Origin of the sequence: Burkholderia cenocepacia (genome assembly GCF_014211915.1) — a bacterium.
Classification (GTDB): Bacteria; Pseudomonadota; Gammaproteobacteria; order Burkholderiales; family Burkholderiaceae; genus Burkholderia; species Burkholderia orbicola.
The window spans coordinates 310,686-324,629 of record NZ_CP060039.1 but is presented as its reverse complement, the minus strand read 5'-3'; the positions used below and the strand labels follow the sequence as shown (position 1 = coordinate 324,629).

Annotated in this window: 13 protein-coding genes; 5 read left to right on the top strand and 8 right to left on the bottom strand. The window is 69.3% G+C overall.

Annotation, left to right across the window (positions count from 1 at the left end):
• Nucleotides 1-70: 70 nt before the first annotated feature.
• Entirely contained in the window at nt 71-814 is a 744-nt protein-coding gene (locus SY91_RS01500; RefSeq protein WP_108725742.1) for an SDR family oxidoreductase, read from the bottom strand.
• Nucleotides 815-827: 13 nt separating this feature from the next.
• Between SY91_RS01500 and SY91_RS01495 the strand changes: the two genes are divergently transcribed.
• Nucleotides 828-2,018 (top strand): class I SAM-dependent methyltransferase, encoded by a 1,191-nt coding sequence (locus SY91_RS01495; protein WP_043888636.1) that lies wholly within the window; start codon nt 828-830, stop codon nt 2,016-2,018.
• Between the two features lie 32 nt (nt 2,019-2,050).
• A complete protein-coding gene (locus SY91_RS01490; RefSeq protein ID WP_011546377.1) occupies nt 2,051-2,245 on the top strand; it encodes a DUF2905 domain-containing protein in 195 nt (64 codons plus the stop codon).
• Nucleotides 2,246-2,294: 49 nt separating this feature from the next.
• Here SY91_RS01490 and SY91_RS01485 read toward each other — a convergent pair whose 3' ends face one another.
• From SY91_RS01485 to SY91_RS01460, 6 genes are all read right to left on the bottom strand, one after another.
• Nucleotides 2,295-2,516, bottom strand: a complete 222-nt coding sequence (locus SY91_RS01485) for a hypothetical protein (protein ID WP_006484657.1) — start codon at nt 2,514-2,516, stop codon at nt 2,295-2,297.
• A 123-nt stretch (nt 2,517-2,639) separates the two neighbouring features.
• Nucleotides 2,640-3,548, bottom strand: coding sequence for a carbohydrate kinase family protein (locus tag SY91_RS01480; RefSeq protein ID WP_023477976.1), 909 nt, complete (start codon nt 3,546-3,548; stop codon nt 2,640-2,642).
• Entirely contained in the window at nt 3,545-4,825 is a 1,281-nt protein-coding gene (locus tag SY91_RS01475) for an AGE family epimerase/isomerase (protein WP_027809428.1), read from the bottom strand. The genes SY91_RS01480 and SY91_RS01475 overlap by 4 nt, the downstream gene beginning before the upstream one ends.
• Complete coding sequence (locus SY91_RS01470) at nt 4,822-5,841, bottom strand: LacI family DNA-binding transcriptional regulator (protein WP_011546374.1); 1,020 nt, start codon at nt 5,839-5,841, stop codon at nt 4,822-4,824. Before SY91_RS01470 ends, SY91_RS01475 begins: the two co-directional genes overlap by 4 nt.
• A 388-nt stretch (nt 5,842-6,229) precedes the next feature.
• On the bottom strand, nt 6,230-8,071 hold the full coding sequence (locus SY91_RS01465) for an EAL domain-containing protein (protein ID WP_023477979.1): 1,842 nt from the start codon (nt 8,069-8,071) through the stop codon (nt 6,230-6,232).
• 222 nt (nt 8,072-8,293) lie between these two features.
• Nucleotides 8,294-9,325 carry a bile acid:sodium symporter family protein gene (locus SY91_RS01460; protein WP_023477980.1) on the bottom strand — a complete coding sequence of 344 codons (1,032 nt, stop codon included), beginning with the start codon at nt 9,323-9,325 and terminating at the stop codon, nt 8,294-8,296.
• A gap of 346 nt (nt 9,326-9,671) precedes the next feature.
• Here SY91_RS01460 and SY91_RS01455 point away from each other — a divergent pair, with 346 nt between their 5' ends.
• From SY91_RS01455 to SY91_RS01445, 3 genes are all read left to right on the top strand, one after another.
• Nucleotides 9,672-10,163, top strand: coding sequence for a peptide-binding protein (locus tag SY91_RS01455; protein ID WP_077220139.1), 492 nt, complete (start codon nt 9,672-9,674; stop codon nt 10,161-10,163).
• Between the two features lie 344 nt (nt 10,164-10,507).
• A complete protein-coding gene (locus tag SY91_RS01450; RefSeq protein WP_011546370.1) occupies nt 10,508-11,584 on the top strand; it encodes a porin in 1,077 nt (358 codons plus the stop codon).
• Nucleotides 11,585-11,778: 194 nt separating this feature from the next.
• A complete protein-coding gene (locus SY91_RS01445; RefSeq protein ID WP_023477739.1) occupies nt 11,779-12,741 on the top strand; it encodes a LysR family transcriptional regulator in 963 nt (320 codons plus the stop codon).
• A gap of 123 nt (nt 12,742-12,864) precedes the next feature.
• Here the strand turns inward: SY91_RS01445 and SY91_RS01440 are convergent, their stop codons facing one another.
• Nucleotides 12,865-13,824 (bottom strand): NAD(P)H-dependent flavin oxidoreductase, encoded by a 960-nt coding sequence (locus SY91_RS01440; protein WP_023477738.1) that lies wholly within the window; start codon nt 13,822-13,824, stop codon nt 12,865-12,867.
• Between the last annotated feature and the right edge of the window lie 120 nt (nt 13,825-13,944).

The window sequence follows — 13,944 nt, the reverse complement described above, 5'->3', positions numbered from 1 at the left end:
TCCCAGTCAAATTGGCGTGCGCGCACGCAAAGCGGCGCGGGCGGCGGCGCTCAGGCCGCACCCGCGCGGTTCATTCATTCGGGCCGGCGGCGGGCGGCACCAGGTGCTCGCCGCCGTCGACGGTCAGCGTCGCGCCCGTCACGCCGGGCGCGCTCGCGAGATAGCAGGCGGCCGCCGCGATGTCGTCCGCGTGCGGCGCGTGGCCGCGCACGAGCGCCGCGACCCGCACCTTCGGCGCGAGCGCCAGCGCGAGCGCCGACGTCGCGCGGTTCAACGCGGCCTGCATCAGCGCGTGCGACAGCTGCGCCGGTGCCGGGTGAAACAGGGCCTGATCCAGCACGTGGATCGCGCACGCGCGCAGCGTTTCGTCGTCGCGCGCGGCGTCAGGCGTCGCATCGGCGAGCGCGCGGGCCAGCGTGAGCGGCGCCGTCACGTTGCGGGCGAGCGCGGCGGCGAGCGACGCGCCGTCCACCGTGTGCGCGTCGTCGGCGCCGGCGCTGGCGCTGACGAACACCGCGCACGCGGGTCGGCCGAGCGCTTCGCCGCACGCGGCGACGAGGGCCGCCGCATCGGCTTCCAGGGCCGGATCGGCGTCGAGCACGGCCGCGCGGCGGCCCAGCGCCGCGACTTCGGCGACCAGCGCGTCGGCGGCCGCGCGCGGCGCGCCGTGGCTGCGCTGCAGCGCGACGTCCCAGCCGCGGCGGGCGAAGCCCGTCGCGAGCGCACGGCCGATCGACGCGGCGTCGGCCGCGCTGCCCAGGGCGCCCGTGACGAGCACCACGCGTGGGGTCGACGTATCGGCTGAAACGGTCATTTACAATGCCGGGATGAACCCGAAAGCTCACGAACCCGCTAGTTTACCTGCTCCCGGCCCTGACGCGCTCGCGCAGTCCGAAACCCTCGCCGCGCAACTGCGCGACGAGATCGCGGCGGCCGGCGGCTGGCTGTCGTTCGACCGCTTCATGGAACGCGCGCTGTATGCGCCGGGCCTTGGCTATTACAGCGGCGGCGCGCGCAAGTTCGGCCGCCGCGCCGACGACGGCAGCGACTTCGTCACCGCGCCCGAGCTGTCGCCGCTGTTCGCGCAGACGCTCGCGCAACCGGTGACCGAGGCGCTCGCTGCGAGCGGCACGCGCCGCGCGATGGAATTCGGCGCCGGCACCGGCAAGCTCGCGGCCGGGCTGCTCGCGGCGCTCGACGCGCTCGGCGCCGAACTCGACGAATACCTGATCGTCGACCTGTCCGGCGAGTTGCGCGAACGGCAGCGCGACACGATCGAAGCCGCGGTGCCGGCGCTGGCCGCGAAGGTGCGCTGGCTCGACGCGCTGCCCGAGCGGTTCGACGGCGTCGTGGTCGGCAACGAAGTGCTCGATGCGATGCCGGTGCGCCTCTTCGCGAAGGCGGATGGCGCATGGCGCGAGCGCGGCGTCGCGCTCGACGCGCGGCACGCGTTCGTGTTCGACGACCGACCGGTCGGCGCGGCCGGCCTGCCGGCGGTGCTCGCGGCGCTGGACGTCGGCGACGGCTACGTGACCGAAACGCACGAGGCCGCGCTCGCGTTCACGCGCACCGTCTGCACGATGCTCGGCCGCGGCGCGGTGCTGCTCATCGACTACGGGTTTCCCGCGCACGAGTACTACCATCCGCAGCGCGACCGCGGCACGCTGATGTGCCACTACCGTCACCACGCGCACGACGATCCGTTCGTCTACCCGGGCCTGCAGGACCTCACCGCGCACGTCGAATTCACCGGCATCTACGAGGCGGCGATCGCCACCGGCGTCGACTTGCTCGGCTACACGTCGCAGGCGCGCTTCCTGTTGAACGCGGGCATCACCGACGCGCTGGCCGCGATCGATCCGTCCGACGTCCGCGCGTTCCTGCCGGCCGCGAACGCGGTGCAGAAGCTGATCTCGGAAGCCGAGATGGGCGAATTGTTCAAGGTGATCGCGTTTTCGCGCGGGATCGACGGCACGCTCGATGCGTTCGCGCGCGGCGACCGCTCGCACGCGCTGTGACGGGCCAGGGCCTGTATCCATATGGAACGCACATGCTCCGCTGGCTATTGACGACGTTCATCGCGGTGATGATCCTGACGCGCTGCTGGCCGTGGCTCGGCAAGCTCGGCATCGGGCGGATGCCGGGCGACGTCACGCTGACGCTGGGCGGGCGGCGCTACCCGTTCCCGTTCATGTCGACGCTGGTGCTGACGATGCTGGTCTCGATGGTGGCGCGGCTGCTCTGAGCCGAAGACGGCGCGGCCGGGCCGCGGCGCGCGCATGACAGTTCGCGCGTTACAGCTCGATTTCGCCGAGGATCCGGTGCGCAAGCGCCTTCGCCTCCTCGAACGCTTCTTCCTCGCTCGAACTCGTCGTGTGAACGTCGTAGCGCATGTTCTCCGTCTCGTCGCCGTCGTCCCGCGCGAGGATCACGTAGCCCTGAAACTCGCCGTTGTCCGCGCGGTGCGTATGCGCCTTGGCCGTATAGATGCCTTTGGTGAACGTGTTCGTGTCCATCGTGCTCTCCCGCGAAAAGGACACTTCATCGTAGCACTGCGGCGCAACATGTACAGCGCCGCTTATCGGTGACCGATCGGCGATCGGCCACCGTACTACCGGCGTCGTTCCTTCAACGCCCCTTCATCCTTCGAGCAGCGCGACGACCTCGTCGAGCGTCGGCGCGTGCGCGCCCGTGTGCCGGCACGCGGCGGCGCCGGCCGCCAGCGCGAACGCGAGATGCTCGCGCCAGCCGCGCTGCGGCGCGGCCATCAGGCTGAACAGCAGGCCGCCGATCGACGCGTCGCCCGCGCCGACGGTGTCGGCCACCTCCACGCGCGGCGGGCTGGCTTCGTGCACGTCGCCGTCGGCGTAGAGCGTGGCGGCTTGCGCGCCGCGCGTGACGAACACGGCCGCCCGCGGGTTCAGCGCGCGCACCGCCGCGATCGCGTCGGGGCCGTCGTCGCCGAACAGGTGCCGCAGGTCTTCGTCGGACACCTTGATCAGGTCGGCGAGGGCGGCCATCTTCTCCAGCGTCGGCCGGTACGCGGCCGTCATCAGGTTCCGCACGTTCGGATCGAAGCTGATCTTCACGCTGCGCGCGTGCAGGTCGGCCGCGAGCGCGGCCAGCGTGCCCGCGAGCGGTTCGCGCACGAGGCTGATGCAGCCGAAATGCGCCCATTGCACGTGCTCGGTCCAGCCGGCCGGCAGCCGCGCCGGATCGAACGCGAGATCGGCGCTCGCTTCGCCGATGAAGAAGTACGCGGGCGGGCGCGTCTCGTGGACGATCGCGAGCAGCGGCGGCCGCGCGACGCGCTGCAGGAAGCGCAGGTCGAGGCCGGCCGCTTCGCTCGTGTGCCACAGCACGTCGGAGAAACAGTCTTCGCCGATCGAGCCGGCGAGCGCGCTCGGCACGCCGAGCCGGGCGACCGCGCGCGCGACGTTCCAGCCGGCGCCGCCCGGCACCGACGTCCACTGCGCGTCGCCCGCGCGCACCATGTCGGTCAGGATGTCGCCCGCCGACACGAAAGCCGGAAACGTGCCGCCGCTCATTGCGTCGGCTCGCTGCGTTGCATGCGAGCGAGGGTCGCGAGCACGTCGTAGCAGGCGCCCATCGTGTGATAGTCGGTCTTGCCGGCCGGGCTCTTCTCGTCGCTGTACTTGCGGTTGTCGCAGGTGAGGATCCGGTACCACGCACCGTAGCGGTGATCGACGAAATGCGCCCAGCTGTAGCGCCAGATCTCGTCGTACCAGTCCCAGAAGCGTTCGCTGCCGGTGCGCGCGCCGAGCATCGCGGCCGCCGCGAAGGTTTCCGCCTGCACCCAGAAATACTTGTTGTGGTCGCAGATCGTGAAGTCGGGGCCGAAGCCGTAGCAGAGGCCGCCGTGATCGGCGTCCCACGCGTGCGTGAGCGCCGCGTCGAACAGCTCGGCCGCGCGCGGCGCGAGCCAGTCGAGCGGGCGGTGCCGCTCGAGGATCAGCAGCAGCTTCGCCCATTCGGTCTGGTGCCCGGGCTGGAAGCCCCACGGCCGGAAGATGTTCGAGCTGTCTTCCTTGTTGTAGTCCCAGTCGACCGACCAGTCCGCATGGTAGTGCTCCCACACGAGGCCGCCCGACAGCGCGGCCTGGCGCTGCGTGATGTGCGAGGCGAGCTTTTCCGCGCGGTCGAGGTACGTGAGGTGGCCGGTCGCCTCGTAGGCGGCGAGCAGCGCTTCCGTCATGTGCATGTTCGCGTTCTGGCCGCGATACGACGACACGATCCAGTTCGGCGTCGCGTCGTCCGCATACAGGCCCGCGGCCGCATCCCAGAAGCGATGCTCGGCGAGCTCGTAGGTGGCCGCGATCAGCGGGCGCGCTTCGTCGATGCCGGCCATCGTCGCGTGCGCGGCCGCGAGCAGCACGAACGCGAGCCCGTAGCAGTGGCGCGTACCGTCGAGCGTCGCGCGCTTGCCGCCGTCGCGCCAGTCGAGTTCCCAGTCGTAGCCCTGCAGCGCGTCGTCCCAGTGCGCGTCGCGCAGGAAGCGCAGCCCGTGGCGCGCGTAGTCCAGGTGACGCGGATCGCCGAAATGGCGGTACGCCATCGCGTAGTTGAAGACGAACCGGCAGGTGCTGACGAGGTGGCGCGACGTGCGGTTGTAGATGCTGCCGTCGTCGCGGAAGTAATGGTAGAAGCCGCCGGTCGGGTCGAATGCGTTGGTCGCGTAGAAGCGCAGCGTGTCTTCGATGTGCGACAGCAGGAACGACGGATCGCGGAAGCTCGCGACGAACGGTACGGCGGGCGTGTGGGCGGCCGGCGCGGCCGTGCAGGGTTGGACCGGGGGCATGTTCATGATTCGGTGGCCGTTACGGTATCGAGTGCCGGGGAGCCGGCGGGCTGGCTGCTGGCCCGCACGATCAGCTCGACGGGCAGGGAAATCTCGGTGCGCTCGGGCGCGTCGGCGAGCAGCAGCTCGACGCCGCGGCGGCCGAGCGCTTCCTTGTCGACGGCGAGCGTCGTGAGCGGCGGGTTCGCGTGCGCGGCGGCCGGGATGTCGTCGAAGCCGACGATCGCGATGTCGTCCGGAATCCGCAGGCCGCGCGCGATGCACACGCGCTGCGCGGCCAGCGCGGCCGCGTCGTTGTATGCGAACACGGCTTCGGGCCGCGGGCCGGGCGCGTCGAGCAGTTGCTCCATCGCACGCGCGGCGCCCGTGTCCGGGTCGAGCCCCGCATCGATCGTCACTTCGTACGCGGGATCGAACAGCCGCCCGGCTTCGAAGAACGCGCGCCGGTAGCCGATCGCGCGCTGCGCGATGCTGTAGTGCGCGGCCGAGCCGCCGATGAAGGCGATCCGCGAGCGGCCGGTGGCGAGCAGGTGGCGCATCGCGAGCGCCGCGCCCGTCGCGTTGTCGATGTTGACCGAGCGCAGCCCGGGCGCCCACAGGTCGATCAGCACGAGCGGCCGGCCGGTGGCGGCGAGCGCCTCGATCGTCTCGGGCTCGATGAAGCCGGCGACCGCGATCGCGTCGGGCGCGTGCGGGCGCATCTGGCGCAGCACGTCGTCGTTCGGGCCGACCGTGAGCAGCGTCGGCACGATGCCGCGTTCGCGGCACGCGTCCTCCACGCCGTGCAGCACGTGCGAAAAGAACGGGCTCGCGGGAAAGCGGTTGTGCTGGCGGTGCAGCAGGAAGGTGAGCCGGCGGATGCGCGGCCGCAACTGGGCGGGATCGTAGCCGAGCTGCTGGGCGATCCCGACGATGCGCGCACGCGTGGCTTCGGACAGGCCGGGCTGGTTTTTCAGCGCGCGGGAGACGGTGCCGATCGAGACCTCTGCCGCCCGCGCCACATCGCGAATGGTCGTACCCATCGTTCGGGGTCCGGTTTGTTTAGGTTGAAAGCGATTGTATAGTAAAACGCATGGCGGAATTCGGGCCGGATAACCGGGGAATACCCGAGAATAACGGGTTTTTAAGCGCTAATCTGCGAAAACGCCGTTACTAAAAATACTAAACAAAACGCGAAAAAGGCAAGGTGGGCGTGCGGGTGTCTGGCGGGGCGGATGGCGCCCGCCGGAAAGGGCAACAGCTCGGCTGCGGGGCAGGGGCGAGCATGAGGGCGCGGCGCCCTTGGCCTGCGCGCGTGACGACGACGTGCCGTTGCGCAACGGCCGAACCTTGCGCCGCCCGCGCATCGGCCCGTCGCACGATGCGCAGGTGCTTCCGTGTTCCGTGCATCCCCGGCGACTAGCGCGCCGTTCAGCCCGCCACCGCCACGGCCGGCGGTTCGCCGCGATCGCGCAGCGCGGCGCGGCCGGCATCGAGATCGACCACCGCGAGCCCGTCCGGCTGCTGCTTTGCCCGCCGCTTCGCGAGCGCCGCGACCGACGCGATCTCGTCGCTGCCGTAGCGTTTCGCGCCGTGCGCGCCGGCCGGCACGCCGACCGCGCCGATCGCCATCGTCACGAAGCCGAAGAACGCCGGATTGCCGTGGCGGTCCTCTCCGCGCAGCCCGCCCGCCTGCCGGTCGACCTGCGTGTAGAAGAGTTGCGCGCCGTCGTTGAAGCGCGCGATCGCGTCGGCGGCGCGCGCGCGCCAGTCGTCGCGCTGGAACAGCACGAGGAAATCGTCGCCGCCGACGTGGCCGAGAAAGTCGCGTTGCGGATCGCACACGCCGGCCAGCACCGTCGCGGCGAACTTCAGCACTTCGTCGCCCTGCCAGTAGCCGTACTGGTCGTTGAACGGCTTGAACTGGTTCAGGTCGACGTAGCACGCGTGAAAGCCGGCGTCGCGCTGGAGCAGGCGGTCGATGTGCGCGCTGATCGGGATGTTGCCGGGCAGGAAGGTCAGCGGATTCGCGTAGCGCGCGGCCTCGATGCGCATCTCGGTCACCGCGCGCACCAGGCTCTCGCCGGTGCCGAGCCCGACATAGCGGCCGTGCTCGGTGATCACGAAGCCGTCGGCGAGATAGCGCTGGTCGTGGCTCGCGAGCAGCATCGCGAGTTGCTCGAAGGTGGTCGCGTTGTCGATCATCAGCGGCGCGTCGTTCGCGAACTGCAGGCACGGTTTCTTGCCGAACACCTCGCGGTGATACGGCAGCGCGAAGCGGTCGATGAAGCCGCGCCGATTCACGAGCGCGACCGGCCGCCCGCGCTCGACGAGCGCGACCGCGTGCAGGTCGGGCATCCGGTTGAACAGCTCGAGCACGTCGTTGCTGGTCGCGTCGCGCGGCAGCGCCGGGGCGGGCACGAGCATCTTCCCGGCGATCGTGCCGGCCGGCCGCACCGCGCGCGTCACGCCGGGAAACACCGCGATGTGCGGCGCGCGGATCGCGTCGCGCGCGGCCGGCGCGACCACCCGCGACGGCTGCGCGTTCGGCCGGCCGAGCAGGAAGCCCTGCACGCAGCAGATGCCCATGTCGCGCACGACGATCAGGTCGCATTCGTTCTCGATGCCTTCCGCGATCAGCTTCGCGCCGCTCGCCTGCGCGAAGTGCTGCATCGCCTTCACGGCTTCGAACTTGAGCGGATCGCGCGCGATGTCGTGGATGAAGAAGCGGTCGATCTTCACGACGTCCGGATGCAGGCGCAGCCACAGGTTCATGCTGGCGTTCGCGGTGCCGTAGTCGTCGAGCGCGAACTGGATGCCGGCGTCGCGCAACGATGCGACCGCCGGCCCGATGTCCGCGAGATCGGGAATCGCGTTCTGCTCGGTGAGCTCGATCACGATGCGCTCGGCGCCGATCCGCGCGCGGCCGAGGAATTGACGCGCGCGCTCGCGTTCGCTGGCGAGCGTGAGGATGGTGCCCGCGCTGAAGTTGAGGAACAGCTTGCCGTCGCAGCCGAGCGCCGCGAACGCGTCGAGGCAGGTGAGCGCGGCGGCCCGTTCGAGCGCGATGGTTTCGCCGTCGCGCGCGGCCTGCGCGAACAGCGCGGCGGGCGGCTCGAGCTCGGTGCCGCGCGGGCCGCGGATCAGCCCTTCGTAACCGATGACCGTCCCCGATCCGAGGTCGACGATCGGCTGGAACACGGCGGCGAGCGCGCGCTCCGCGATCAGGCGCGTAGTGCGGGCGACAGCGGAATCGGAGGGGAGCGCGGGCATGGGCGAGGGCAGCCGAATCGACGGGACGCCCGGCTTAACGGCACCGCTCGCGGAGAGTTGAATGAAGATTTCGTGACACGAGGGGGCGTTGCCGGTGCATCGCGCCGGGCCCGCGCGGGCGCGTGGTGCGAAGGGGGCGGACGGGAGGCTGCGTGTGAAAGGCGGAGGGCCGGGTGCGGAAAGCGAAAGGCCACCACCGGCGGCCCTCCCGCCCCCGACGCGTCAGCGCTTGCCCGTGCTCAGCGCACCCGACGCGCCTGCCGTGTCGCCCTCGTCGTGCTCGCCGCTCGTGTCGCGTGCGCCCCAGCGCTGCGCGAGCGCCGCGCACGCCATCAGCTGGATCTGGTGGAACAGCATCAGCGGCAGCACGATCGCGCCGACCGCGTTCGCCGAGAAGATCACCTTCGCCATCGGCACGCCGGCCGCGAGGCTCTTCTTCGAGCCGCAGAAGATGATCGTGATCTGGTCCGCGCGGTTGAAGCCGAGCCGCTTGCTGACGAACGCGGTCAGCAGCAGCGCGATCGCCAGCAGCACGAGGTTGACGACCAGCAGGCCGGCGAGCGCGCGCGGCGGAATCTGGTGCCACAGCCCTTCGTTGACGGCCTCGCTGAACGCGACGTAGACGACCAGCAGGATCGAGCCCTGGTCGACGAAGCGCAGCACGCCGCGATTGCGGTCGATCCAGCCGCCGATCACGGGCCGCAGCAACTGGCCGGCGATGAACGGCACGAGCAGCTGCATCACGATGCTGCCGACGGTGCTCCACGGCGACGCCGCGGCGGCCGACTGCGACGTGATCATCAGCCCGACGAGCGCCGGCGTGACGAAGATCCCGAGCAGGCTCGACGCGGAGGCCGCGCACACGGCGGCCGGCACGTTGCCCTTGGCGATCGACGTGAACGCGATCGATGACTGGACCGTCGACGGCAGCGTGCACAGGAACAGCACGCCCGCATACAGCGTCGGCGTGACGAGCGGCTGCAGCACGGGTTTCAGCGCGAGGCCGAGCAGCGGAAACAGCGCGAACGTGCTGAGCAGCACGACCGCGTGCAGCCGCCAGTGCGTCGCGCCGGCAACGACGGCTTCGCGCGACAGTTTCGCGCCGTGCAGGAAAAACAGCAGGCCGACGGCGACGTTGGTCGCCCAGTTGAACGCATGGGCGGCCGGGCCGCGGCAGGGCAGCAGGCTCGCGAGCACGACGGTGCCGACGAGCGCGAGCGTGAAGTTGTCGGGCAGAAAACGGGGACGGGCCATCGGGAACTCGATTCGGAAATGGCGAAGGCGCGCGTCGCGCGCGCGGATGGCGTTATTGTCCCGGTTGGCGATTCACTACACAAATTCATTGTGCGAATCGATTGATGAACCGATCGCATGAGGTGGCGGCCACCACAGTTGCCCGGCCGCGCCCAAAACCGCAGAAGAATGTTCTGTCGCGACCGCCCGTCGAAGCGAAAAAACCTAGCAGTAACATGGTGTTACACCGATGCCGGCGACATAACACTTTTTGGCTCGACACACTTTCCACCGGCCCATAAATTACTGCTGAAAGCCTTGGGTCGGCCGAAAGGAACCGACGGCGGGCGTCGATGGGCACGGAACGATGACGGAACGGGTGAAACGGAAGATCGGACGATGGGTGGCAGGCGTGCTCGGCGCGCTGCTGATGCCGCTCGCGCTCGCCCAGCCGCCCCATGGCGGTCACGGGTTCGGCGGCCACGGCTTCGGCGGCGGCGACATGCGCGCGTACGGCCAGCCGGCCGGCGGCCCCGGCGCGGGCCCCATCTGGCGCCGCGCTGCGCCGCCCGCCGGCGTGCGTCCCGGCGGCGTGAGCGGCTCGGGCTCCCGTTGGGGGCTGCGCCCCACGCCGTCGTACGGCCATTACGCCGCGCAAAGCCCGTATCGGCCGATCAGCGCCGAAGTCCGCCAGATGCCGCGCCCGCCGGGCGGCGGCAACGTCCCGCTGCGGGCCGGTTCGATCCGCGCCGACGTCGCCCGCTACAACGAGGAGCGCGGCGGTCGCCCGATGCCGCCACCCCGCTCGCAGGAAGAGCCCGCGCACTCGCCTTCTTTCTCCCCGTTCTACCGAAACTGAGCGCCTCGGCGCTCGTCCCCTGGCCGGCTGATGCGAATTCGCCACAGTCGCGCGCAGATTTCCGCTGATTTTCCCCCGCATTGCGCTATCTTTCGCGCCCGGCACGCGTATGCCACGCCGCCGCCCGCCCGTGCGACCGCGCTCGCGCCGGGTCGCCGCGGTGCATCCGGCCATGGATACATTCCGCGAAGTTAATGCCGGCGCTATACCCGCAATAAGTGTGCGCAATTTTGACCGGACGAATGATCCGTAAAGATGGCTGCGCCCCATACGACGCAAGCACTCGGCTCCAAACAACAACGCTCGCGCCACTTATCGACTATCCGACAAAACCTGGAGATCCCATGAAAGCATTCGCTCGCCGTGCGTCGCGCACGTCCGTCAAGCTGATCGCCGCGGCCGCCTGCGTGGCGGCCGCCGCACCCGTCCATGCGCAATCGAGCGTCTCGCTCTACGGGCAGGTTGACGAATGGGTCGGCGCCACCAAGTTCCCCGGCGGCGATCGTGCGTGGAACGTGTCGGGCGGCGGCATGTCGACGTCGTACTGGGGCCTGCACGGCGCAGAGGATCTCGGCGACGGCTACAAGGCGATCTTCACGCTGGAGAGCTTCTTCCGTGCGCAGAACGGCCAGTACGGCCGCTTCCAGGGCGACACGTTCTTCGCGCGCAACGCGTACGTCGGCATCAGCTCGCCGTACGGCACGGTGACGGCGGGCCGCCTGACGACGCACCTGTTCCTGTCGACGATCCTGTTCAACCCGTTCTACGACTCGTACACCTTCTCGCCGATGGTGTATCACGTGTTCCTCGGCCTCGGCACGTTCCCGACCTATCCGAGCGACCAGGGCGCGGTCGGCGATTCGGGCTGGAACAACGCGGTGGGTTACACGTCGCCTTCGTTCGGGGGCCTGAATTTCGGCGCGATGTACGCCCTCGGCAACCAGGCCGGCGACAACCGTTCGAAGAAGTGGAGCGCGCAGTTCAACTACGCGAACGGCCCGTTCGCGGCGACCGCGGTGTATCAGTACGTGAACTTCAACAACGGCCCGCAGGATCTGAGCGCGCTCGTGACCGGCATGAAGAGCCAGGGCATCGCGCTGGTCGGCGCGACCTACGACCTGAAGCTCGTGAAGCTGTTCGGCCAGTACATGTATACGAAGAACGACCAGGTCGCGGGCAGCTGGCACGTCAACACCGCGCAGGGCGGCGTGTCGGTGCCGATCGGCGTGGGCAACGCGATGGCGTCGTATGCGTATTCGCGCGACGCGGGCGGCCTCGACCAGACGCGCCAGACCTGGGCCGTCGGCTACGACTATCCGCTGTCCAAGCGCACCGACGTCTACGCGGCCTACATGAACGACCACATCAGCGGCCTGTCGACCGGCAACACGTTCGGCGCAGGCATCCGCGCGAAGTTCTGACGCGCACGCGCGATCGGTGCGCCGGACGCGTGCGTCAATCGCGCGTTTTGGCTGCATGTTTTCCGTCCGTCATTGCTACCCAAAACGGCGCCGTCACCCGCGGCGCCGTTTTGCCTTTCTTGACCTTTCTGTTTCCTCGCCTTTGTTACCCTATCTCGTAATTGGTTGATTCCCCGGGATTGCGAGCTAGTTCGATGGATACCCTCGTCAGCATGAATGTGTTTCGCTACGTCGTCGAAGTGGGCAGCTTCGTCGGCGCGGCGGAGCGCATGCAGATGTCGGCGGCGATGGCGAGCAAGCACGTGATGCACCTCGAGCAGCAGCTCGGCGCGCGGCTGCTGCATCGCACGACACGACGCGTCGCGCCGACCGAGGCGGGACGCGAATACTATGAGCGCCTCGTGCAGGCGCTGTCCGAACTCGACGAAGCCGGCCAGGCCGTCGGCGCCGCGAGCGTGGTGCCGCAGGGCCGGTTGCGCGTGACGTCGCTGTCCGCGTTCGGGCTGCGGCACGTGATGCAGGCTGTCACCGATTACGCGGGCCGGTTCCCGGACGTGACCGTCGACATGACGCTGTCCGATCGCGTGGTCGACCTGATCGAGGAAGGCTACGACGTCGCGGTGCGCGCGGCGCCGAACGGATTGAAATCGTCGTCGCTGGTCGCGCGCCAGATCGCGACCGCGCACATCCTGCTGGTCGCGTCGCCCGAGTATCTCGAGAAGCACGGCACGCCGCAGACGATCGTCGATCTCGCGAACCACAACTACCTGCGGCGCGATTCGAATTCGACGATGCTCGATTCGCTCGTGATCGACGCGGCCGCCGCGTCGCGCGTGAGCCTGAACGGCAACCTGATCGTGAACCATCTCGAAGGGCTGCGCGCGGCCGTGCTCGCCGGCGCAGGCATTGCGCTGCTCGGCACCGAAGTGGTCGGCGACGACATCGAATCGGGCCGGCTCGTGCCGGTGCTGCTCGATTCCGTGCCGCCGCACGAGGCGCCGATCTATGCGGTCTACGCGAGCCGCCGCCACGTGTCCGCGAAGGTGCGCTCGTTCGTCGATTTCCTGGCCGCGCGTTTCGAAGGGCAGTCGCTGTGCCCGTCGATCGAATCGCGGCTGCGCGTGCTGCCGATCACGCGGATGAAGCGCGCGGTCTGAGCCAGATCGTCAGCCCGTCCGCCGCGACGGGGCAATAAAAAAGCGCGAACCGCAACGGTTCGCGCTTTTTCGTTTGGTTCGACGATCTCGCATCGATGGCGGCCGCGCCGGCCGCCGCTTCCGTCAGCGCGGGATGCCGAGCCGCGCCTTCGCGTCGTCGTACTCGCGCTTGAGCCGCTCGACGAGCGTACCCACGCTCGGCAGGTCGTCCATCAGGCCGACGCCCTGGCCGGCGCCCCAGATGTCCTTCCATGCCTTGGTCTTGTCGCTGCCGAAATTCATCTTGGTCTTGTCGGATTCCGGCAGCGCGTCCGGATCGAGGCCGGCCTTCTCGATGCTCTCGCGGATGTAGTTGCCGTGCACGCCCGTGAAGAGGTTCGTGTAGATGATGTCCGACGATTTCGCGTTCAGGATCGCGTGCTTGTAGTCGTCGATCGCATGCGCTTCCTGCGTCGCGATGAAGCGCGTGCCCATGTACGCGAAGTCGGCGCCCATCGCCTGCGCGGCGAGGATCGAGCCGCCGTTCGCGATCGAGCCGGACAGCACGATCGGGCCGTCGAAGATCTTGCGGACTTCGCCGACCAGCGCGAACGGCGACGTCGTGCCCGCGTGGCCGCCGGCGCCGGCCGCGACGAGGATCAGCCCGTCGACGCCCGCTTCGAGCGCCTTCTGCGCGTGCCGCAGGTTGATCACGTCGTGCAGCACGATGCCGCCGTAGCTGTGCACCGCGTCGACGATCTCGCGCGCCGGTGCGCGCAGGCTCGTGATGAAGATCGGCACCTTGTGCTCGACGCACACGCGCACGTCGTGCTCGAGCCGCGCGTTCGACTGGTGGACGATCTGGTTGACCGCGATCGGGCCGATCACCGCCTCGGGATGTTTTGCCTTGTGGTCGGCGAGTTCCGACTGGATCTGCGTGAGCCACGCGTCGAGCAGTTCGGCCGGGCGCGCGTTGAGCGCGGGGAACGAACCGACGATGCCCGCCTTGCATTGCGCGAGCACGAGTTCGGGGTAGCTGACGATGAACATCGGCGACGCGATGACGGGCAGCGTCAGGTTCTGCAGGACGGTGGGCAATGCCATGTGATGTCTCCAGTCTCCGGGGGGCGTTGCGGTCGGACGGTGATTCGAGTGTATTGAGTGTAGCTGCGCAACGCGTTCGTTCATATTAATACGAACGGTCGTGCGATTCTACGCGAGCTT

Coding starts and splice junctions, on each gene's coding strand:
- SY91_RS01445 (WP_023477739.1), top strand. CDS start 11,779: ATGGATACCCTCGTCAGCATGAATGTGTTTCGCTACGTCGTCGAAGTG.
- SY91_RS01495 (WP_043888636.1), top strand. CDS start 828: ATGAACCCGAAAGCTCACGAACCCGCTAGTTTACCTGCTCCCGGCCCT.
- SY91_RS01490 (WP_011546377.1), top strand. CDS start 2,051: ATGCTCCGCTGGCTATTGACGACGTTCATCGCGGTGATGATCCTGACG.
- SY91_RS01450 (WP_011546370.1), top strand. CDS start 10,508: ATGAAAGCATTCGCTCGCCGTGCGTCGCGCACGTCCGTCAAGCTGATC.
- SY91_RS01475 (WP_027809428.1), bottom strand. CDS start 4,825: ATGAACATGCCCCCGGTCCAACCCTGCACGGCCGCGCCGGCCGCCCAC.
- SY91_RS01470 (WP_011546374.1), bottom strand. CDS start 5,841: ATGGGTACGACCATTCGCGATGTGGCGCGGGCGGCAGAGGTCTCGATC.
- SY91_RS01500 (WP_108725742.1), bottom strand. CDS start 814: ATGACCGTTTCAGCCGATACGTCGACCCCACGCGTGGTGCTCGTCACG.
- SY91_RS01455 (WP_077220139.1), top strand. CDS start 9,672: ATGACGGAACGGGTGAAACGGAAGATCGGACGATGGGTGGCAGGCGTG.
- SY91_RS01480 (WP_023477976.1), bottom strand. CDS start 3,548: ATGAGCGGCGGCACGTTTCCGGCTTTCGTGTCGGCGGGCGACATCCTG.
- SY91_RS01440 (WP_023477738.1), bottom strand. CDS start 13,824: ATGGCATTGCCCACCGTCCTGCAGAACCTGACGCTGCCCGTCATCGCG.
- SY91_RS01460 (WP_023477980.1), bottom strand. CDS start 9,325: ATGGCCCGTCCCCGTTTTCTGCCCGACAACTTCACGCTCGCGCTCGTC.
- SY91_RS01465 (WP_023477979.1), bottom strand. CDS start 8,071: ATGCCCGCGCTCCCCTCCGATTCCGCTGTCGCCCGCACTACGCGCCTG.
- SY91_RS01485 (WP_006484657.1), bottom strand. CDS start 2,516: ATGGACACGAACACGTTCACCAAAGGCATCTATACGGCCAAGGCGCAT.